This window comes from Aeromicrobium sp. Leaf291 (assembly GCF_001423365.1).
GTDB lineage: Bacteria > Actinomycetota > Actinomycetes > Propionibacteriales > Nocardioidaceae > Aeromicrobium.
Genome location: NZ_LMNM01000002.1, coordinates 581463 through 601703 on the forward strand (window position 1 = coordinate 581463; position 20241 = coordinate 601703).

Sequence of the window (20241 nt, forward strand, 5' to 3'; positions counted from 1 at the left end):
GGATCGCCATGAGAACGTCCCACGTCCAGCCCCGCTCCCGCCGCCGCGCCGCTGCCGCTGCTGCTGCCGCCGTCGCGCTCGTCGCCACCGCCGGCCTCGTCGTCTCCGCCGACGCCGCCGTGGTGGAGCCGTCGGGCAAGGCCCTCGGCCTCGCCGGCGACGGCAAGGTGCTGCACCGGCTGAACCTCGACCAGCCCTCCCGCCTCACCACCCTCGGTCCCGTGAAGGGCCTGACCGGCGAGGACGAGCGACTGGTCGGCATCGACTTCCGGGTCCAGAACGGCCGCTACTACGGCGTGGGCAACGCCGGCGGCATCTACACCGTGAACTCGGGCAACGGCCAGGCGGTCAAGGTCTCACAGCTCAGCGTGGCCCTCGAGGGCCGCGACTTCGGCGTCGACTTCAACCCGGCGGCCGATCGCCTGCGCATCGTGAGCGACACGGGCCAGAACCTGCGCCACGACGTGAACCAGCCGACGCCGACCACCGCCGTCGACACGCCGCTCTCCTACGGCGACGGTGCCGCCCAGGGCGTCACCGCCGTCGCGTACACGAACAACGACACGAGCGCGAAGACCGGCACGTTCCTCTACGACATCGACACGTCGCTCGACCAGCTGGCGGTCCAGGTCCCGGCGAACGCGGGCACCCTCGCGCTGGCCGGCCCGCTGGGCACCAACGCCGTCGGCGTGGCCGGCTTCGACATCGTGACCGTGCTGGACGACGGCGTGGCGGTCGACAACGTCGGCTTCGCCGTCCTGCGTCCTGCGCGCTCGAACACCTCCTCGGTCCTCTACGAGATCGAGCTGCAGAGCGGCGCCGCCACCCGCGTGGGCAACTTCCCCCGCTCCGTGGGCGACATCGCCATCCAGGTGCCGTGAGGTCGGTCCACGACGTCCGGTGAGCTCCGCGGGCCATCTCGACCGACCGGTCGGGGTGGCCCGCGGCGCGCTTGCTTGTGTGCGGGGTCCTGCACGGGCAGGGTGGGGCGCATGACACTCGGTCTGCGGTGCGCGGCGTCCCCGGCGGGCCCACGTCTCGGACCCGGACGTGGGTTCGAGCGACCGGGGCGAGCCCCACGATGAGCGGGCCGGACACCCACGAGCCCCACGCGCCCGACGGCGACGCCCTCGGGGACGACCGTCAGGACGGGTCCGAGCACCGGTCGGTCGCGGACCTGCGGCGCTCGGCGCTCGCGCAGGACGCCCTGCTGTTCTGCGTGGCGTTCACGGCGGGCGCGTCGGTCGTGCTGCTCGCCAGGCTGCTCGGCGGTGCGGCCGATCCCGACCTCTGGACCGTCGGGCGGTCCGACGACCTGCTCCTCGGCGGGCTGGTGGCGGGGGAGCTCTTCCTCGTCTGGAACAACGGCTGGCGCCAGGGCGTGCGGGGGCACAGCATCGGCAAGCACCGCGAAGGACTGCTCGTGGTCCGCCCCGGGACCGCACGGCCCACCGGTGCGCCCCGCGGCCTCCTGCGCGGCCTGACCGCAGCACTCCTGCTGGACCTGGCGGTCGCCGCGATCCCGATCGGGCTGCCGACCGTGCTGCGCCGGTTCACGCCCGAGGCGTGGCACGTCGGTGCCGCCGCCTACGTCGCGGTCCTGCTGCTGCTCGTGCCGCTCCTGGTGGGACTGCGTCGAGGCGTCCTCGACCGGGTGGCCGGCACCGAGGTCGTCAGGGCCGTGGGCGCCGACGCCGTCACCTCCGACCCTCGTCGACGTGCGCTCGTGGTGCTCGACCTGGTCGGACTCGCCGGCGTGCTGGCCGTCTGCGCCGCTCACCTGTCCTTCGTGTGGCCGCTGATCTGGCGCTGGCCGGGCCTGCTCTGAACCGCCCGAGCGGGGTTCGCTCGATTTCCTCTTGACATCATGTATCTTGACATCAAGAGACTTATCCGACCGCCGGGCCGCCCGTCGCACTCCCACTCCGGATCGACTTAGGCCCACCTGACATGGCGAGCACGCCGTGTGGTCGGCAGGATGGAACACGACGCGAAGGAGACACTCATGGTCGACAGCTTCAATGCCGAGCAGACGCTCGAGGTGGGCGACGCCAGCTACACGTACTTCAAGCTCGACGCGGTCAAGGGCGACGGCCTCGACGTCGCGTCGTTGCCGTTCAGCCTGAAGGTGCTGCTCGAGGCGCTGCTGCGCACCGAGGACGGCGCCGACATCACGAAGGCCGACATCGAGGCCCTCGCCGGCTGGGACGCGAACGCCGATCCCAGCAAGGAGATCCAGTTCACGCCCGCCCGCGTGATCATGCAGGACTTCACCGGCGTCCCCTGCGTCGTCGACCTCGCCACGATGCGCGAGGCCATGGCCGACCTGGGCGGCGACGCCACGAAGATCAACCCGCTCGCGCCGGCCGAGATGGTCATCGACCACTCCGTCATCGCCGACGTCTTCGGCACCCCCGAGGCCTTCGAGCGCAACGTCGAGATCGAGTACGAGCGCAACCGTGAGCGCTACCAGTTCCTCCGCTGGGGCCAGGGCGCCTTCGACGACTTCAAGGTCGTCCCCCCGGGCACCGGCATCGTGCACCAGGTCAACATCGAGAAGCTCGCGCGCGTCGTGTTCGACAAGAACGGCGTCGTCTACCCCGACTCCTGCGTCGGCACCGACTCGCACACCACCATGGTCAACGGCCTCGGTGTCGTGGGCTGGGGCGTCGGCGGCATCGAGGCCGAGGCCGCGATGCTGGGCCAGCCGATCAGCATGCTGATCCCGCGGGTCGTCGGCTTCAAGCTCTCGGGTGAGCTGCCGCAGGGCGCCACCGCGACCGACCTGGTGCTCGTCATCACCGAGATGCTGCGCAAGCACGGCGTCGTCGGCAAGTTCGTCGAGTTCTACGGCTCGGGCGTCGGCGCGGTGCCGCTGGCCAACCGCGCCACGATCGGCAACATGAGCCCCGAGTACGGCTCGACCATCGCGGTCTTCCCGATCGACGACGAGACCACCAAGTACCTGCGCCTGACGGGTCGCGACGAGGAGCAGATCGCGCTCGTCGAGGCCTACGCCAAGGCCCAGGGTCTGTGGCACGACCCGGACCACGAGCCGCGCTTCTCCGAGTACCTGGAGCTCGACCTCGGCGACGTCGTCCCGTCGATCGCCGGTCCCAAGCGTCCGCAGGACCGTGTCTCGCTCACCGAGAGCAAGGGTTCGTTCCGCACCGCGCTCGCCGACTACACCGAGCAGGACGTCAACGGGTACGACGAGGCCGTTGCCGAGTCCTTCCCGGCGTCCGACGCGCCGAGCAGCAGCGACGACGGCACCAACGGCGACAAGCCGAACGCACCGGCGCCCTCGGGCGCGGGTCGTCCGAGCAACCCGCAGCACGTGCGGCTCGAGGACGGCACCGAGTTCGAGCTCGACCACGGCGCGGTGACGATCGCCGCGATCACGTCGTGCACCAACACGTCGAACCCGTCGGTCATGATCGGCGCCGGCCTTCTGGCCAAGAAGGCGGTCGAGAAGGGTCTGCAGCGCAAGCCGTGGGTCAAGACGACGCTGGCGCCCGGCTCGAAGGTCGTCACCGACTACTACGCCAAGTCCGGTCTCGACGTGTACCTCGACAAGCTGGGCTTCAACCTGGTCGGCTACGGCTGCACGACGTGCATCGGCAACTCCGGACCGCTGATCCCCGAGGTCAGCGCCGCGGTGAACGAGGGCGACCTCGCGGTCACCGCCGTGCTGTCGGGCAACCGCAACTTCGAGGGGCGGATCAACCCCGACATCAAGATGAACTACCTGGCGTCGCCGCCGCTGGTCATCGCCTACGCGCTGGCCGGCTCGATGGACGTCGACCTGTTCAACGAGCCGCTGGGCACCGACGCCGACGGCAACGACGTGTTCATGAAGGACATCTGGCCGTCGGCGAGCGAGGTCGAGGACGTCATCGCGTCGTCGATCTCGTCCGACACGTTCAGCAAGGAGTACGCCGACGTGTTCGCCGGCGACGAGCGCTGGCAGAACCTGCCGACGCCCGACGGCGACGTGTTCGAGTGGGACCCCGAGTCGACCTACGTCCGCAAGGCGCCGTACTTCGACGGCATGGACCGTGAGCCCTCGCCGGTGGAGGAGGTCAGCGGTGCACGTGTGCTGCTCAAGCTGGGCGACTCCGTGACCACGGACCACATCAGCCCTGCCGGTGCGATCAAGAAGGACAGCCCGGCCGGTGCGTACCTGTCGGAGCACGGCATCGAGCCGCGCGACTTCAACTCCTACGGCTCGCGTCGCGGCAACCACGAGGTCATGATCCGCGGCACGTTCGCGAACATCCGCCTGCGCAACCAGATGGCGCCGGGCACCGAGGGCGGCTACACGCGCAACCTGATCGCCGACGGTGAGGTCACCAGCGTGTTCGAGGCGTCCGAGGCCTACCAGGAGGCCGGCGTCCCGCTGGTCGTCCTGGCGGGCAAGGAGTACGGCTCGGGCTCGTCGCGCGACTGGGCCGCCAAGGGCACGGCGCTGCTGGGCGTCAAGGTCGTCATCGCCGAGTCCTACGAGCGCATCCACCGCTCGAACCTGATCGGCATGGGCGTGCTCCCGCTGCAGTACCCGGAGGGCGAGAACGCCGAGTCGCTCGGGCTGACGGGGGAGGAGACGTTCGACTTCACCGGCATCACGAAGCTCAACGACGGCGAGACGCCGCGCACGGTGCACGTCAAGGCGGGGGACGTGGAGTTCGACGCGGTCGTCCGCATCGACACCCCCGGCGAGGCGAACTACTACCGCAACGGCGGCATCATGCCGTACGTGCTGCGCAGCCTGCTCGACTGAGCCCGACCGCCCGACCCACGAGACGCCGTCCCCTCGGGGGCGGCGTCTCGCTGTGCGGGGACGGTGGCAGGGGACCTTCGTCCCGATTCGTTGTTCGCGACACGAAATTGTCGCCAGGTGCTGGACGTGACCCCCATCACGCGATAGGTTCACGCAAACAACAATTGCGTCCCGGTGACGGCTTTATGTCGTTCCCGTGTCGCCAGAGACCAACAAGGAGGCGGTTCGTATGAAGCGAACGCGCAATCTGGTGCTTGCCGGCCTCATGGGTGCCACGCTCATGCTCAGCGCCTGTGGCAGCGACTCGGGGAACGACGGCGGAGACAGCTCCGACGACGCGGGGAAGATCGGGGTGATCCTGCCCGACACGAAGTCGTCGGTCCGCTGGGAGAGCGCCGACCGTCCTGCGCTGGAGGCGGCGTTCAAGGACGCCGGCGTGGAGTACGAGATCCAGAACGCCGAGGGTGACGCCGACAAGATGGCCACCATCGCCGACGGCATGATCGCCGACGGCGTGACCGTCCTCGCGATCGTCAACCTCGACTCCGACTCCGGAGCCTCGATCCAGGAGAAGGCCGCGCAGCAGGGCGTCAAGACGATCGACTACGACCGTCTGACCCTCGGTGGCTCGGCCGACTACTACGTCTCGTTCGACAACACCAAGGTCGGCGAGCTGCAGGGCGAGGGCCTCGCCACGTGCCTCGGCGACGAGGACGCCAACGTCATCTACCTCAACGGCTCGCCCACCGACAACAACGCGACGCTGTTCTCGAAGGGCGCGCACAGCGTGCTCGACAAGACCACGTCGTACAAGAACGTCGGCGAGCAGGCCGTCCCGGACTGGGACAACGAGCAGGCCGTGACGATCTTCGAGCAGCTCTACACGAAGGTCGACGGCGACGTCCAGGGCGTCTACGCGGCCAACGACGGTCTGGCCGGTTCGGTCATCTCGATCCTGCAGAAGAACGGCAAGGCGGGCGACGTCCCGGTCACCGGCCAGGACGCCACGGTCGAGGGCCTGCAGAACATCCTCAAGGGTGAGCAGTGCATGTCGGTCTACAAGTCGGCCAAGCAGGAGGCGGGCGAGCTCGCCAAGGCCGCCATCGCGCTGGCCAAGGGCGAGAAGGCCGAGACGAACGGCACGACGGAGGACAGCGAGGGTGGCCGCGAGGTCCCGTCGATCCTCCTCACGCCTCAGTCCATCACGAAGGACAACGTGAAGGACGTCGTCGACGACGGCGGCGTCACGAAGGACGACCTCTGCGCGAACGACTTCGCGGAGCTCTGCACGGACGCCGGCATCAGCTGACGTCCACGCGTCGTCCCGTGGGGGCGGTCCTGCCGGACCGCCCCCACGGGGCACACCCTCGCTGTCCCGAGACCGACCGACCACCTCCTCGCACGCACCTGGAGACCACATGAGCACCACCCCGCTGCTGGAGCTGCGCGGCATCAACAAGAGCTTCGGCGCCGTCCACGTCCTCCACGACGTCGACCTCGCCGTCCACCCCGGGCAGGTCACCGCCCTCGTCGGCGACAACGGCGCCGGCAAGTCCACGCTCGTCAAGACCATCGCCGGCATCTACTCCGCCGACTCGGGCCAGCGCTACTTCGAGGGCGAGCCCGTCGACATCCACGGCCCCCGCGACGCCTCGGCCCTCGGCATCGAGGTCGTCTACCAGGACCTCGCCCTCTGCGACAACCTCGACATCGTCGAGAACCTCTTCCTCGGCCGCGAGCTCATGAAGGGTCCGGCCCTCGACGAGGCGACCATGGAGGCTCGGGCCCGCGAGACCCTCGCGTCGCTCTCGGTGCGCACCGTCAAGTCGGTGCGCCAGAGCGTCGCCAGCCTCTCGGGCGGCCAGCGCCAGACCGTCGCCATCGCGAAGTCGGTGCTCTGGAACTCCAAGGTCGTGCTGCTCGACGAGCCGACGGCCGCCCTCGGCGTCGCGCAGACCCGTCAGGTCCTCGACCTCGTGCGCCGCCTGGCCGACCAGGGCCTCGGCGTCGTCCTCATCTCGCACAACATGGTCGACGTCTTCGAGGTCGCCGACCGCATCACCGCCCTGTACCTGGGCCGTGTGGCCGCCGACGTGGCCACGAAGGACGTCACCAACACCCAGGTCGTCGAGCTCATCACCGCAGGTCGCTCGGGCGACCTCGGTCTCACGTCCGTCGGAGAGGCATCATGACCACCACCCCCACCGATCCGTCCTCGAAGGGCGGCAGCGGTCTGGCCGAGACCGACTTCGCGATCGACGCCCGCCAGGCGGCCACGCTCGGCGACGCCTGGCAGGCCTACCTCAACCGCCTGCGCGGCGGCGAGATGGGCGCCCTGCCGGCGGCCCTCGGGCTCATCATCCTGTTCATCGTCTTCAGCGCCGCCAGCGACACCTTCCTGACGGCCCTGAACATCGCCAACCTCATCACCCAGTCGGGTGCCATCTGCGTGCTCGCGATGGGGCTGGTGCCCGTGCTGCTGCTCGGCGACATCGACCTGTCCGCCGGTGTCGCCGGCGGCGCCGGTGCCGCGATCGCGGCGCTCGCCATCGTCGACCACGGGCTCCCGTGGTACCTGGCGGTCGTCGGCGGACTGGTCTTCGGTGCCGTGCTCGGCACCCTGATCGGCGCCCTCGTGGCCAAGCTGGGCATCCCCAGCTTCGTCGTGACCCTGGCGTTCTTCCTGGCGCTGCAGGGCCTGACCCTCAAGCTCATCGGCCAGGGCGGGTCGGTGCGCGTCGCCGACCCCGTCCTGCGCGGCCTGACCATCAAGAACATGCCGGTGGTCGCCGGGTGGACGATCGCGGTCATCGCGGTCCTCGCCTTCGCCGCGCTCACGCTGCTGCGCTACCGCACCCAGGTGAGCCGCGGTCTCGCGCACCAGCCGCTGAGCCTGCTGCTCGTCAAGATCGCCGGCATGGGCGTCGTGGTGCTCGGTCTCACAGCGCTGCTGAGCCTGAACCGCAGCCGCAACCCCAACTTCCCGATCCAGGGCGTGCCCTACGTGCTGCTGCTCGTCGGCGTGCTGCTGGTGATCTTCACCTTCGTGCTGAGCCGCACGCGCTACGGGCGCCACGTCTACGCGGTGGGCGGCAACCGCGAGGCGGCCCGACGGGCCGGCATCGACGTCGACAAGATCCGCATCTCCGTCTTCGTCCTCTGCACGTCGACCGCCGTGATCAGCGGCATCCTCGCCGCGTCCTACGCCGGCAAGGTGTCGCCCTCCTCCGGTGCGGGCAACACGCTGCTCTACGCCGTGGGTGCGGCCGTCATCGGTGGCACCAGCCTGTTCGGCGGCAAGGGCAAGGCCCGCGACGGGGTCATCGGCGGCGTGGTCATCGCGACGATCATCAACGGACTGGGCCTGCTCAACCAGGCCAGCTGGATCAACTACGTCGTCACCGGCGCGGTGCTCCTGCTCGCCGCAGCGGTCGACGCGGTGTCCCGCCGGCGCCGCTCGGCGTCCGGCGTGAGCTGAGCCGGTCGTGCAGACGAGCGCGCGGTCCGGGGCGGGCACCAACCAGGAGGCCGTCCGGCGCCACAACCTGGGCACGCTCCTGGGCCACGTGCACCTGCTGGGCCGGGTCTCCCGGTCCGACCTGACGTCCGCGATGGGGCTCAACCGGAGCACCATCGCCGGGCTGGTCACCGAGCTCCAGGGGCTCGGACTGGCCGAGCAGGTCAGGTCGGAGGCGGTGCGCAGCAGCGCCGGGCGCCCGTCGCCGGACGTCGTGCCGACCCAGGACGGCGCGCACGTGCTCGCGGTCGACGTCCGCGTCGACGGACTCACCGTCGCGCGGGTCGGCCTGGGCGGCGCGATCCTGGCCAGGGCCACGGGTCCGATCCCCGCGTCGCGCGACCCGCACGCGGTGGCCGACGCGGTCATGGCCATGCTGCGGCTGGTCGTGCGCGACGCCTCACCGGGCAGTGCGCTGGTCGGCGTCGGGATGGCCGTGCCGGGCGTCGTGCGACGCTCGGACGGTCTCGTCCGGCTGGCCCCCAACCTCGGCTGGAGGGACGTGCCCTTCAGCGCGATCATGTCGGACCGTCTGGGCGACATCGCTCCGGTGGAGCTCGGCAACGACGCCGACCTCGGTGCGTTCTCCGAGCACCTGCGGGGTGCCGGGGTCGACGTGGCCGACCTCGTCTACCTGTCCGGCGAGGTCGGCGTCGGTGCGGGCGTCATCGTCGACGGCCATCGACTGGTGGGTGCGGGTGGGTACGCCGGGGAGATCGGGCACATGTCCCTCGACCCCGCCGGCCGGGAGTGCCACTGCGGCAACCGAGGGTGCTGGGAGACCCAGGTCGGCGCGCACGCGATCGCCGAGGCGATCGGCTGCCCGCCGGACCGGGTCGGGTCCCTGGGGGAGATGCTCGACGGGCTGCAGGAGGTCGACGACGACCTGCGGGAGGTCGGTCGGCTCCTCGGCCGTGGGCTCGCGAACGCCGTCAACCTGCTCAACCCGCGGGTCGTCGTCCTCGGCGGCTTCCTGCGCTCGCTGTACCCGCACGTGCAGGACGAGGTCGACCGCACGCTGCACGACACCGCCCTCGTGGCGCCGCGCGAGCTGGTGCGGATCGAGCTGCCGGGACTCGGCGCCGACGCCGTGCTCGTCGGTGCGGCCGAGACGGCCTTCGAGCGGCTGCTCGCGGACCCCGTCACCTGCCTGGCGGCAGCGCAGGTCGACGTCGAGTCAGCGCTCAGCGTCGCCTGAGCACGACACGACCGGCGGGTCCTCAGAGCGCAACGGAGCCCTCGAGCACGTCGGTGAGGGCCTGCTCGGCCGCGCCCAGGGCGGCGGCCTCGATCCCGAGCGTGCCGACCCGGACGTCCGGGCGCTGGTGGTGGGCTGCGGGCAGCCGTCGGTGCACCACGTCCTGCGCGCTGCGCAGAATCCACGGGGCCAGCGGCTGGAAGTAGCCACCGAGGACGATCACCTCGGGGTCCAGGACCGTGCACAGGGTGGCCAGTCCGTGACCGAGCTGCGCGCCGAGCACGTCCAGCGCGGTCGCCACGTCGGCGTCGGTCTCGGCCCTCGCCGCCACCTTCGCCGCACGTTCCATCGGAGTGCCCGAGGCTCGCATCCCGACGGCGGCGAGCGCGGCACGCAGTCCCACGGTGGTCTCCCAGCACCCCTGCCGACCGCAGGCGCAGCGGCGGCCGAGGTCGCCGATCGGCATGTGGCCCACCTCACCGGCGAATCCCGACCCCCTCACCAGGCGGCCGTCCTGCACGATGCCGGCGCCGATGCCGACGGTCCCGGTGATGTACAGCGTCGAGACGGACTGCTGGGCGGCACCGTGCGTCGACTCGGCCACCGCGGCGAGGTTGGCGTCGTTGTCCACCAGGACGGTGACGCCCAGCGCCTCGGCGAGCACGTCACCGGGCCGGGTGCCCGTCCAGCCGAGGTTCGGCGCGAGCGCGACCGTGGCGTGGTCGCGCTCCACCAGCCCCGGCACGGCGAGGTGTGCGCCGACGATGCGCCCGGGGGCCTGGTCGGCGACCTCGAGGGCGAGCTCGACCAGTGTCTCGAGCGCGTCGGCACCGTCGGACACCTGGCGCGTCGTGGTGAGGACCCGCGTGGCAGCGAGGTCGACGAGTGCGGCGGCCACGTAGTCGACGTTGACCTCGAGGCCCAGGCCGAGCACGGAGCCCGCCGCGAGCTCCACCGGGCGGGACGGTCGGCCCCGGCCCTGCGACGACGCGTCTCCCTCGACGACCACCGCCCGCTCCGACAGCTCCCCGACGATCGCCCCGACCGTGGCCTTGGCCAGACCGGTGCGTCGGGCCAGCGACGTGCGGCTGCTCGGGCCGGCGTCGCGCAGCGTGCGGACGACGAGCGCCGTGTTGGCCCGGCGCAGCTGGTCGGGGGCGGCCGGGGGCATGCTCAGCGCACCCCGTACAGGTGCTCGAGCGCGAGCTGGTCGAGGTGCTCGAAGGCCATGCCGCGGGCGCCGAGGACCTCGGGGTCCTCGCCGGTCTCGGCCTGCAGGTCGGCCCAGGTCTCGCCGGCGGCCAGCGTCGGCTCGGAGAGCTCGGGCACGCGCGCTGCGCCGAGCGCCTCCTGGACCTCGGGGTCGGCACGGAAGGCCAGGGCCTTCTCGCGCAGCACGAGGTAGTTGGTCATGCAGGCGGCAGCCGCCGTCCACACGCCGTCCTCGTCCTCCGTGCGCGGGGTCTTGAAGTCGAAGTGCACCGGCCCGTCGTACCCGCCCTGCAGGAGGGTGTCGACGATCCAGAACGCGCCACGCGCGTTGCCGGCGCCGAAGCGGAAGTCCTGGTCGTAGCGCGGACCCGACTGGCCGTTGAGGTCGATGTGGAACAGCTTCCCGTGCCACAGCGCCTGGGCGTAGCCGTGGGCCGCGTTGAGCCCGGCCATCTCCTCGTGCCCGATCTCGGGGTTGACGCCGACCATCTCGGGGCGCTCGAGGCTGTCGATGAAGGCGAGCGCGTGCCCGATGGTGGGGAGCAGGATGTCGCCGCGGGGCTCGTTGGGCTTGGGCTCGATGGCGAACTTCAGGTCGTAGCCCTGGTCCACGACGTACTGGCCCAGCAGGTCGAAGCCCTCCTTGTAGCGCGAGAGTGCCGCCTGCACGTCCTTGGCGGCACCGCTCTCGGCGCCCTCGCGCCCGCCCCAGCAGACGTACACCTGGGCGCCCAGCTCGGCGGCCAGGTCGATGTTGCGCATGACCTTGCGCAGGGCGAACCGGCGAACGGCGCGGTCGTTGGAGGTGAAGCCGCCGTCCTTGAAGACGGGGTGGCCGAAGAGATTGGTGGTCGCGGTCGTGACGGCGAGCCCGGTCTCGGCCAGGCCCTTGCGGAACCGGTCGAGGATCGCGTCGCGCTCGGACTCCGAGGAGCCGAAGGGCACCACGTCGTCGTCGTGGAAGTTGACGCCGTAGGCGCCGAGCTCGGCCAGCTTCTCCAGCGCGTGGACCGGGTCCATCGCCGCGCGGGTGGGCTCGCCGAAGGGGTCGCGGCCGGCGTACTGCACCGTCCAGATGCCGAAGGAGAACTTGTCGGTGGGGACGGGGGTGGGGACGGTCATGTCAGGCCTTTCGAGGGGTTCGGGTGGTCGGTCGTGTAAGGGGAGGTCAGGTGGTCCAGGGCGCCGTGAGCTCGCGCAACGAGGCGTAGGCGTCACGGACGTGGGGGAGGGGGGCGGCCTCGAGCACGCGGCTCTCGGGCAGCGCCCACACCGGCGGCTCGGCGGAACCGGAGAGCGACCAGGCGGCCTGTCGGGCCGCGCCGAGGGCGACGTACTCCGCGTCGCCCGGGAGCGTGACCGCTCGGCCGAGCACGGCCGGCGCCAGGGCCTGGACGGCGCGGTTCCGCGCGCCACCACCGATCATCAGCACCCGCTCGACGGTGCCGGGGCTGTCGAAGCCCTGGGCGACCGCCTCGAGGGCGTCGGCGAGCGAGCAGAGCAGGGCCTCGACCGCTGCCCGTGCGACGTCCTCGCGGCTCGTCGAGGGGGTCAGTCCGGCCCAGGTGCCGGTGGCGTCCGGACGGTTCGGACTGCGCTCGCCGGCGTAGTAGGGGCTGACCGTGAGCCCGTGGGCGCCGGCCGGTGCGGCGAGGGCCAGGTCCGCGAGGCCGTCGTGGTCGACCCCGAGAAGCCTCGCGTGCAGGTCGAGGATGCGCGCGGCGTTCATGGTGGTGGCCATGGGGAGGTACCGGCCGGTCGCGTCGGCGAAGCCGGTGACGACGCCGGTCGCGTCGGCGACGGGCTTCTCGCTGACCGCCGAGGCGACCCCGGAGGTGCCGATCGACAGCGACACGTCGCCGGCCACCAGTCCGAGACCGAGGGCCGCGGCCATGTTGTCCCCGGTGCCTGCGGCGACGACGCACCCGTCGGCGGTCGTCGTCACCTGCTCCGCCGGCTGGGCGACCCGCGGCACGTGCGGGACGCGGCCGAGCGCCAGCTCCAGCAGGTCGGCCCGGTACGCGTCGTCGACGGCGGAGTAGTAGCCCGTGCCGGAGGCGTCGCCGCGATCGGTCACGGGCTCGGCCCGCTGACCCGAGGCGTGCCAGGTCACGTAGTCGTGCGGCAGCATCACGCGGACGGTCCGCCGTGCGGCGTCGGGCCGGTGGTCGCGGAGCCAGCGCAGCTTGGTGATGGTGAAGGAGGCCACGAGCACGCTGCCCACGGCCTCCGCGCACGCGGCGGGGCCGCCCATCTCCTCGACGAGGTCCGCCGCGGCGCCGGCGGAGCGGGTGTCGTTCCAGAGCAGGGCGTCGTGCACCGGGAGGTCGTCGGCGTCGAGCGCCACCATGCCGTGCTGCTGTCCACCGACGGCCAGCGCTGCCGCCCGCGGCAGCAGGGGCCCGGCGGCCTCGTCGAAGGCCGCCAGCCAGGCGCGGGGATCGACGCTCGAGCCCTCGGGGTGCCGGGCGGTGCGCGACTCGACGACGGTGCCGTCGTCGGCGTCGACGAGCAGCGCCTTGGTGGACTGCGTCGAGGAGTCGACGCCAAGCACGAGGGGCATGTCCCGATTATTCGTTCAGTGTCCGAACAAAGTCAAGCGCGGACGTGTCCCAGGTCACGACGCCGTTCCGACCACCGACGCTTCCCTCCGTGTCGAACGGCGTTCACCCGGTGCCGTTGCGATGAGCGGCGTGACCCTCTCCACCTCTCGTCCATCCGTTCCTGTCTCGGAGGCCGGCCCTCCGACCGACCCGACCGGTCCCACCGCCGCCGCCTCCCGGCGTCGGCTCCTGGGCAGTGGCCTGGCGCTCGGCGCCGCCGCCGTCGCCGTGCGACCGACGACGGCCTCGGGGGCCGCCGTCGACCGCCGAGCCCACGCCGTCGCGCTGCGTCGCACCCCGTTCACGCTCGGCGTCGCGTCGGGCGACCCGGTTCCCGACGGGTTCGTGCTCTGGACCCGCCTCGCGCTCGACCCGACGGCAGCCGACGGGCTCGGCGGGATGCCCCCGCGTCCGGTCGAGGTGACATGGCAGGTCGCCGCCGACGAGGGGTTCCGCCGCGTGCTGCGCAGGGGCAGCGTGACGGCCCTGCCGCGTGACGCGCACAGCGTGCACGTCGAGGTCGACGGCCTCGACCCCGGCCGTGAGCACTGGTACCGGTTCCGTGCGGGGCGCCACGTCTCGACCGTCGGACGGACCACGACGTCGCCCGCAGCCGGCAGCATGCCGACGTCGCTCAGCATGGCGTTCGCGTCGTGCGCCCAGTACGAGCACGGGTTCTTCACCGCGTACCGACGTCTGGCCGAGGACCGGCCCGACCTGGTCCTGCACCTCGGCGACTACCTCTACGAGTACACCGCGAACGACTACGTGGCCCCGGGTGGGAACGTGCGCAACCACGAGGGGCCCGAGACGGTCGACCTCGCCTCCTACCGCCAGCGCCACGCGCAGTACAAGGCCGACGCCGACCTGCAGGCCGCGCACGCCGCCGCACCCTGGCTCGTCGTGTGGGACGACCACGAGGTCGACAACAACTGGGCGGGTGGGACCCCGGAGGACCCGCTCGAGACGCCCGGGTTCGCCGCCCGGCGTGCAGCCGCGTTCCGTGCCTACTACGAGAACATGCCGCTGCGACGCTCCTCGATCCCGCGCGGGGACCACCTGCAGCTCTTCCGGCGTCTGCACTGGGGCAGGCTCGCGTCGTTCCACATGCTCGACACCCGGCAGTTCCGCGACGACCAGGGGTGCGGCGACGGCTGCCGGGCCGACTGCCCGGCCGCGGTCGACCCGAACCGCACGATCGTGGGCCCGGCCCAGGAACGGTGGCTCCTCGACGGCTTCCGCAGGTCGCGGGCCCGGTGGGACGTGATCGGCCAGCAGGTCTTCTTCGCCCAGCGCGACAGCACCGACGGGCCGGTCAAGACCGTCTCGATGGACGCGTGGGACGGCTACAGGGCCTCACGCGACCGGATCACCCGCGGCTGGGTCGACGCCGGCGTGCGCAACCCGGTCGTGCTCACCGGGGACGTGCACGCGCACTGGGCCGGCGAGCTCAAGCTCGACTACGACGACCCCACCACGCGCAGCGTCGGGACCGAGCTGGTGTGCTCGTCGGTCACCTCGGGCGGCAACGGGGCGGACGGCCCCGTGGACGGGCACGCCTGGCTGCGGTGGAACCCGCACCTGCGCCTCCAGAACAACCTCCGCGGGTACGTCAGGACCAGGATCACGCCCGAGGACATGACGGCGGAGTTCCGCTGCCTCGCCCAGGTCCGGGCGCCGGGGGCCGAGGCCTTCACCAGGGCGACCTTCGTGGTCGAGGACCGGGTCCCCGGGCTGAACCTCGTGCAGGACCGCGGTGTGCCCGGAGCCCGGACGTTCGCCGGGAGGTCGGCCGAGCAGGACACGCGCGAGACGATCGAGCGGGAGACGGACCGGCCGGACTGAGGCGACGGCTCACGCGGTGGGGGACGAGGTGGCGGGCCTAGGCTGGCGAGGTGACGATCCACGACGAGCACCCCTTCGCGTCCCCCGAGGGTGACCGGGACGGATTCCGTCGTCTGCGCGGACGCCTGCCCGCCGCCGTGACGGTGTGGGCGGCAGGGGAGGGGCGGGCGCGCGTCGGCCTCACCGTCTCCTCGCTGCTGCTCGCCGCCGGCGATCCGCCCAGGGTCCTGGCCCTCGTGGACGAGGAGTCGACGCTCTGGGACGCGCGGCCGACCACGGTGGTCGTGAACGTGCTCGGGCCCGACCACGCCTTCCTCGCCGACGCGTTCGCAGGGACCGCACCGGCCCCGGGAGGACCGTTCACCCTCGGGGCCTGGGACGACGGCCCCTGGGGCCCGCGGCTCGCCGACGCCGTCGGCTGGGTGGGGGTGCGCCTGGACGCGACCGAGCCGCGTCGCGAGGGCTGGGGGCTGCTGCTCGCCGGCACCGTCGAGCACGTCGACCTGCGGGACGGGGAGGCCCTGACGCACGTGCGGGGTCGCTACCGGACCTGAGCGGAGGCAGACGGCGGGGGTGGGACGGGATCGCTAGACTGACCGAATGGCGTTGCTCGACCAGATCACCGGCCCCGCGGACCTGCGGGCCCTGTCCGACGCCGAGCTGGAGACCCTCGCGCACGAGATCCGCGAGCGGACGATCGACGCGGTCGCCGCGCACGCCGGTCACCTCGGACCCAACCTCGGCGTGGTCGAGCTGACCCTCGCCATCCATCGCGTCTTCGAGTCCCCGCGCGACCGTGTCGTCTGGGACACCGGGCACCAGGCCTACGTGCACAAGATGGTCACGGGGCGCGCCGGCGACTTCGACACGCTGCGCCAGGAGGGTGGCCTGTCGGGCTACCCCTGCCGCGGCGAGTCCGAGCACGACTGGGTCGAGAACTCGCACGCGTCCACGAGCCTCTCCTACGCCGAGGGCATGGCGCGGGCCAACCAGGTCCTCGGCCGCGACGACCACGTGGTGGCCGTCATCGGCGACGGCGCCATGACCGGCGGCATGGCCTGGGAGGCGATCAACAACATCGCCGCCTCTCAGGACCGGCGCCTCGTCATCGTGGTCAACGACAACGGCCGGTCGTACCAGCCCACGGTCGGCGGCCTCGCCAACCGGCTCACCGACATCCGGACCAACCCGCGCTACGAGCCTGCCCTCAGCGCCATCCGCGACCGGCTCAACCGCGGCGGACCGGTCGGACCTGCGGCGTACGGCGCCCTGCACGCCATCAAGAAGGGCGTCAAGGACGCCCTCGCGCCCCAGGGCATGTTCGAGGATCTCGGCCTCAAGTACGTCGGTCCGGTCGACGGTCACGACCGCGCGGCGCTCGAGCAGGCCCTCACGCTGGCCAAGCGGTTCGGCGGGCCGGTCCTCGTGCACGTGCTCACGACCAAGGGGCAGGGCTACGACATCGCGGTGGCCAACGAGAACGACCAGATGCACCAGGCCCCGCCCTTCGACCGTGAGACCGGCGACGCGGTCTCCGTCGCCCCCGCGGGCTGGACCTCGGTGTTCCGGGACGAGGTCGTGCGGATCGCCGACGAACGCCCCGACGTCGTCGGCATCACGGCGGCCATGCTCTACCCCGTCGGCCTCGACGCCTTCGCCGACAAGTTCCCCGACCGGGTGTTCGACGTCGGCATCGCCGAGCAGCACGCCGCCACCAGCGCGGCCGGCATGGCCATGGCGGGCCTCCACCCGGTGGTGGCCGTCTACGCCACGTTCCTCAACCGCGCCTTCGACCAGGTGCTCCTCGACGTCGCCCTGCACCGCTGCGGCGTGACCTTCGTGCTCGACCGGGCCGGGGTCACCGGTGACGACGGCGCCAGCCACAACGGCATGTGGGACATGTCGATGCTGCAGATCGTCCCGGGCCTGCGGCTCGCCGCGCCCCGCGACGGCACGCGGCTGCGCGAGCTGCTGCGCGAGGCCGTGGCCGTCGACGACGCCCCCACGGTGGTCCGCTTCGCCAAGGGCGCCGTGCCCGCCGACGTCGACGCGATCGACACGGTCGGCACCGCCGACGTCCTCGCGCGCGGGGAGTCCGACGACGTGCTCGTCCTCGCTGCGGGATCCATGGTGCCCGTGGGCCTCGGAGCCGCCGAGAGGCTGTCCGCCGAAGGACTCGGCGTCACGGTCGTCGACCCCCGCTGGGTCAAGCCGTTCGACCCGGCCGTCGTCGCGCTCGCGGCGTCCCACCGCCTCGTGGTCACCATCGAGGACAACGGTCGCATCGGCGGTGTGGGTGCCGCGTTCACGCAGGCGCTGCGCGACGTCGAGAGCGACGTGCCGGTCCGCGTGCACGGTGTCGCGCAGGAGTTCCTCGACCACGCCAAGCGCCCGGTGATCCTCGAGCGCCTCGGGCTCACGCCCGATGCCGTGGCCGCCGACACCCGTGCCGCCTGGCAGCGGGTCGTCGGGAACAATCTCGAGCCGTGAGGCCTTGACCATGAAGTGGCCCTCTCGACGTGACCCCGAATCCCAGGACCCGACGCCGCGTGGCGACGGACCGGTCCTCATCCATGCCCTCGACGGCTTCCTGACGGCGGGTGGGGCCTCGCGGATCGCGGCCGAGCACCTCGTGAGCGGGCGGGGCGAGGTGGTGCGCAGCTTCGACGTCGACGAGCTCTACGACTACCGTGCCCGTCGGCCCATGATCACGTTCCGGCAGGACCACTACGTCGACTACGACGAGCCGCGCCTCGACATCGTGCGCGAGCACGACCGCTCCGGCACGCCGTACCTGGTGCTCGCCGGTCCCGAGCCGGACTTCCGCTGGGAGTCCTTCGTCGACGGCGTGCAGGAGGTCGTCGAGGACCTCGACGTCAGCCTGACCCTGGGCCTGGGTGCCGTGCCGATGGGCGTCCCGCACACGCGGCCGCCCATGATCACGGCCCACGGCTCGCGACCGGAGCTCGTCGACCGCAAGAACCTGTGGCAGGCCGAGGTGCGCGTGCCGTCGTCCGCCCAGTCGCTCCTGGAGTACCGGCTGACGCAGCGCGACATCGACAGCGCCGGCTACGTGGTCCACGTCCCGCACTACCTCACCCAGGTCGACTACCCGCCGGCCGCGCTGGCGCTGCTCGAGGCGGTCGTCGACCGCACCGGGCTCGACCTCGACCTCGACCCGATCCGCGCGGTGCAGGGCGCCACGGTGGCCGACATCGAGCGGCAGATCGCCGAGCAGGGCGGCGCCGAGGTGCTCTCGGGGCTGGAGGAGCAGTACGACGCCTTCACCCGTGGAGCGGCCCAGTCGCTGCTCGCCGACGACGACTCGATCCCGAGCGGCGAGGAGCTGGCCGACCAGTTCGAGCAGTTCCTGGCGCGGCAGCGCAAGAACGACGAGGGATAGGCCGACCACGAGGGTCGGCCCGGCTCCGGCTCCGGCTCAGGTGCCGCCTGCGTCGGCTGCCGGCACGGGATGCGTGCTCAGGAGGCCGGTGGGCCCCGAGCGCCGACCGCGCCCCCGGAGTCCGTGGACGACGATCGCGGCGACGACGCAGCCGACGGAGCCCAGCGCGAGGTCCGCGAGCGTGTCCCCGTAGGCGCTCCGGCGCTCGCTGGACCGACTGATGAAGGCGAAGTACTCCGCGATCTCCCAGAACACCGCAGCCGGCACCCCGAAGGCGAGCGACCGCTCGAAGGTGGCGCCGAAGGTGGCCGTGCGGGGCAGCGTGAGCAGGATGAACGCAGCCGCGAGGAGGCCGGTGTTCATGAAGTGCATCCAGTCGTCGAACCAGACGATGCGGTCGTAGAGGTCGAGCCGGTTGCCGAGGACGTCGGTGAAGCAGGTGATGGTGACCATGAGGTCGGCCGCCCAGGGGAACGGACGACGCTCGCGCCAGAAGATCCACCAGACCACCGGGACGGTGAACGAGAGCAGCGGGTAGGCGACGGCTCGAAGACCGGCCGCCTTGTCGGCCATGTTGCCGAGGTCCGGCGCGGACATGGCCAGCGCCAGGAGCAGCACGAGGGCAGCCTTCGCGACGAGGTCCAGGGTGCGGACGAGCTGCGGGACGGGGTGGCGCGCGGGAGCGGGAGCGACGGACATCTGTGTGAACTCTAGGTGATGTGCCTGGACGCCGGGTCGCCGCTGCGGCGAGGCCGTCGCGTCGGGTCGTGGCGTCGGTGAGGCCTCGAGTCGATACGATCTCGGCGTGCCCGCCTCACTGGACCAGCTCGTGACCCTCCTGGACCTCGAACCCCTGGAGGTCGGCCTCTATCGGGGCGGGCAGCCGGAAGGATCGAGCCTCACCCGCGTCTTCGGTGGTCAGGTGGCCGCGCAGGCGGTCACGGCCGCGCAGCTGACGGTCCCCGAGGACCGCTACATCCACTCCCTGCACGCCTACTTCCTGCTCGGCGGCGACCCGTCGATCCCGATCGTGTACGACGTCGAGAACGTCCGCGACGGAGGCTCCTTCACCACGCGCCGGGTGGCCGCACGCCAGCACGGCGAGACCATCTTCTACATGACCGCCTCGTTCCAGAAGGCCGAGGAGGGCTGGGACCACCAGGACGTCATGCCCACGGTCCCCGCGCCGGCGGACTCCACACCGCTGCTCGAGGTGATCCGTGCCGTCCGTCCGGACGAGGTCGACACCTGGAAGCGGGAGTGGTCGTCCTTCGACCTGCGCTACATCGGCGACAACCGACCGGAGGACGACCCGACCCGGCAGAGCGTCCCCGCGGTCCAACGACTCTGGTTCCGCGCCGACGGCACGCTCCCGGACTCGCGCATCGTCAACACGGCGGCCTTCGTCTACATCAGCGACTTCAGCCTCCTCGGCGTCGCGCTGATCCCGCATGGACAGTTCATCGGATCCCCGGAGGTCGTCCCGGCCTCGCTCGACCACACCATCTGGTTCCACCGGCCCATCCGTGCCGACCAGTGGCTGCTGTACGACCAGACGTCGCCGTCCGCCTCCGGCGCGCGCGGGCTCAGCACGGCCCGCGTGTTCACCGAGGACGGCACGCTGGTGGCCACCGTGGCCCAGGAGGGCCTGATCCGTCGCCGTCGCTCCTGAGCGGACCGCCG

The 20241-nt window shown here is 71.8% G+C and carries 16 protein-coding genes; 12 read left to right on the plus strand and 4 right to left on the minus strand.

The annotated features are described in order from the left end of the window. Positions 1 to 8: 8 nt before the first annotated feature. The 7 genes from ASF35_RS12430 (at position 9) to ASF35_RS12460 (ending at position 9495) form a co-directional block, all read left to right on the plus strand. Positions 9 to 881: a DUF4394 domain-containing protein gene (locus tag ASF35_RS12430; RefSeq protein ID WP_055967898.1), complete on the plus strand. Its 873-nt coding sequence runs from the start codon at positions 9 to 11 to the stop codon at positions 879 to 881. 200 nt (positions 882 to 1081) lie between these two features. Continuing rightward, complete coding sequence (locus ASF35_RS12435) at positions 1082 to 1828, plus strand: hypothetical protein (RefSeq protein WP_055967901.1); 747 nt, start codon at positions 1082 to 1084, stop codon at positions 1826 to 1828. A gap of 177 nt (positions 1829 to 2005) precedes the next feature. Beyond that, positions 2006 to 4780 carry an aconitate hydratase gene (locus tag ASF35_RS12440; protein ID WP_156364784.1) on the plus strand — a complete coding sequence of 925 codons (2775 nt, stop codon included), beginning with the start codon at positions 2006 to 2008 and terminating at the stop codon, positions 4778 to 4780. 229 nt (positions 4781 to 5009) lie between these two features. Further along, entirely contained in the window at positions 5010 to 6089 is a 1080-nt protein-coding gene (locus ASF35_RS12445; RefSeq protein ID WP_055967907.1) for a sugar ABC transporter substrate-binding protein, read from the plus strand. Between the two features lie 109 nt (positions 6090 to 6198). After that, complete coding sequence (locus ASF35_RS12450) at positions 6199 to 6972, plus strand: ATP-binding cassette domain-containing protein (RefSeq protein ID WP_055967910.1); 774 nt, start codon at positions 6199 to 6201, stop codon at positions 6970 to 6972. Then, entirely contained in the window at positions 6969 to 8258 is a 1290-nt protein-coding gene (locus ASF35_RS12455; protein WP_055967913.1) for a sugar ABC transporter permease, read from the plus strand. The genes ASF35_RS12450 and ASF35_RS12455 overlap by 4 nt, the downstream gene beginning before the upstream one ends. Positions 8259 to 8265: 7 nt before the next feature. Continuing rightward, entirely contained in the window at positions 8266 to 9495 is a 1230-nt protein-coding gene (locus ASF35_RS12460; RefSeq protein WP_055967916.1) for an ROK family protein, read from the plus strand. Positions 9496 to 9517: 22 nt separating this feature from the next. Here ASF35_RS12460 and ASF35_RS12465 read toward each other — a convergent pair whose 3' ends face one another. Genes ASF35_RS12465 through xylB form a run of 3 tightly spaced genes read right to left on the minus strand, consistent with a single transcriptional unit; the run spans position 9518 to position 13270 of the window. Continuing rightward, a complete protein-coding gene (locus ASF35_RS12465) occupies positions 9518 to 10666 on the minus strand; it encodes an ROK family protein (protein WP_055967919.1) in 1149 nt (382 codons plus the stop codon). A 2-nt stretch (positions 10667 to 10668) separates the two neighbouring features. Continuing rightward, positions 10669 to 11829, minus strand: a complete 1161-nt coding sequence (gene xylA, locus ASF35_RS12470; protein WP_055967922.1) for a xylose isomerase — start codon at positions 11827 to 11829, stop codon at positions 10669 to 10671. A 46-nt stretch (positions 11830 to 11875) separates the two neighbouring features. Beyond that, complete coding sequence (gene xylB / locus ASF35_RS12475; RefSeq protein WP_055967924.1) at positions 11876 to 13270, minus strand: xylulokinase; 1395 nt, start codon at positions 13268 to 13270, stop codon at positions 11876 to 11878. A 130-nt stretch (positions 13271 to 13400) separates the two neighbouring features. On the opposite strand from xylB, the gene ASF35_RS12480 reads away from it, so the two are divergent. Genes ASF35_RS12480 through ASF35_RS12495 form a run of 4 tightly spaced genes read left to right on the plus strand, consistent with a single transcriptional unit; the run spans position 13401 to position 18558 of the window. Then, positions 13401 to 15155 carry an alkaline phosphatase gene (locus ASF35_RS12480; protein WP_235499152.1) on the plus strand — a complete coding sequence of 585 codons (1755 nt, stop codon included), beginning with the start codon at positions 13401 to 13403 and terminating at the stop codon, positions 15153 to 15155. Positions 15156 to 15205: 50 nt separating this feature from the next. Further along, positions 15206 to 15709, plus strand: coding sequence for a flavin reductase family protein (locus tag ASF35_RS12485; protein WP_055967926.1), 504 nt, complete (start codon positions 15206 to 15208; stop codon positions 15707 to 15709). 46 nt (positions 15710 to 15755) lie between these two features. Then, positions 15756 to 17645, plus strand: a complete 1890-nt coding sequence (gene dxs, locus ASF35_RS12490) for a 1-deoxy-D-xylulose-5-phosphate synthase (protein ID WP_055967931.1) — start codon at positions 15756 to 15758, stop codon at positions 17643 to 17645. Between the two features lie 10 nt (positions 17646 to 17655). Further along, positions 17656 to 18558 carry a PAC2 family protein gene (locus ASF35_RS12495; RefSeq protein WP_055967934.1) on the plus strand — a complete coding sequence of 301 codons (903 nt, stop codon included), beginning with the start codon at positions 17656 to 17658 and terminating at the stop codon, positions 18556 to 18558. Between the two features lie 36 nt (positions 18559 to 18594). On the opposite strand, the gene ASF35_RS12500 is transcribed toward ASF35_RS12495, so the two are convergent. After that, positions 18595 to 19257: a hypothetical protein gene (locus tag ASF35_RS12500; protein WP_055967937.1), complete on the minus strand. Its 663-nt coding sequence runs from the start codon at positions 19255 to 19257 to the stop codon at positions 18595 to 18597. A 106-nt stretch (positions 19258 to 19363) separates the two neighbouring features. On the opposite strand from ASF35_RS12500, the gene ASF35_RS12505 reads away from it, so the two are divergent. After that, on the plus strand, positions 19364 to 20230 hold the full coding sequence (locus ASF35_RS12505) for an acyl-CoA thioesterase II (protein ID WP_055967940.1): 867 nt from the start codon (positions 19364 to 19366) through the stop codon (positions 20228 to 20230). Positions 20231 to 20241 lie beyond the last annotated feature (11 nt).

Bases quoted from the DNA above. Each gene is read 5' to 3' on its own strand.
- ASF35_RS12430 (WP_055967898.1), top strand. From the start codon at position 9: ATGAGAACGTCCCACGTCCAGCCCCGCTCCCGCCGCCGCGCCGCTGCC.
- ASF35_RS12435 (WP_055967901.1), top strand. From the start codon at position 1,082: ATGAGCGGGCCGGACACCCACGAGCCCCACGCGCCCGACGGCGACGCC.
- ASF35_RS12440 (WP_156364784.1), top strand. From the start codon at position 2,006: ATGGTCGACAGCTTCAATGCCGAGCAGACGCTCGAGGTGGGCGACGCC.
- ASF35_RS12445 (WP_055967907.1), top strand. From the start codon at position 5,010: ATGAAGCGAACGCGCAATCTGGTGCTTGCCGGCCTCATGGGTGCCACG.
- ASF35_RS12450 (WP_055967910.1), top strand. From the start codon at position 6,199: ATGAGCACCACCCCGCTGCTGGAGCTGCGCGGCATCAACAAGAGCTTC.
- ASF35_RS12455 (WP_055967913.1), top strand. From the start codon at position 6,969: ATGACCACCACCCCCACCGATCCGTCCTCGAAGGGCGGCAGCGGTCTG.
- ASF35_RS12465 (WP_055967919.1), bottom strand. From the start codon at position 10,666: ATGCCCCCGGCCGCCCCCGACCAGCTGCGCCGGGCCAACACGGCGCTC.
- xylA (WP_055967922.1), bottom strand. From the start codon at position 11,829: ATGACCGTCCCCACCCCCGTCCCCACCGACAAGTTCTCCTTCGGCATC.
- xylB (WP_055967924.1), bottom strand. From the start codon at position 13,270: ATGCCCCTCGTGCTTGGCGTCGACTCCTCGACGCAGTCCACCAAGGCG.
- dxs (WP_055967931.1), top strand. From the start codon at position 15,756: ATGGCGTTGCTCGACCAGATCACCGGCCCCGCGGACCTGCGGGCCCTG.
- ASF35_RS12495 (WP_055967934.1), top strand. From the start codon at position 17,656: ATGAAGTGGCCCTCTCGACGTGACCCCGAATCCCAGGACCCGACGCCG.
- ASF35_RS12500 (WP_055967937.1), bottom strand. From the start codon at position 19,257: ATGTCCGTCGCTCCCGCTCCCGCGCGCCACCCCGTCCCGCAGCTCGTC.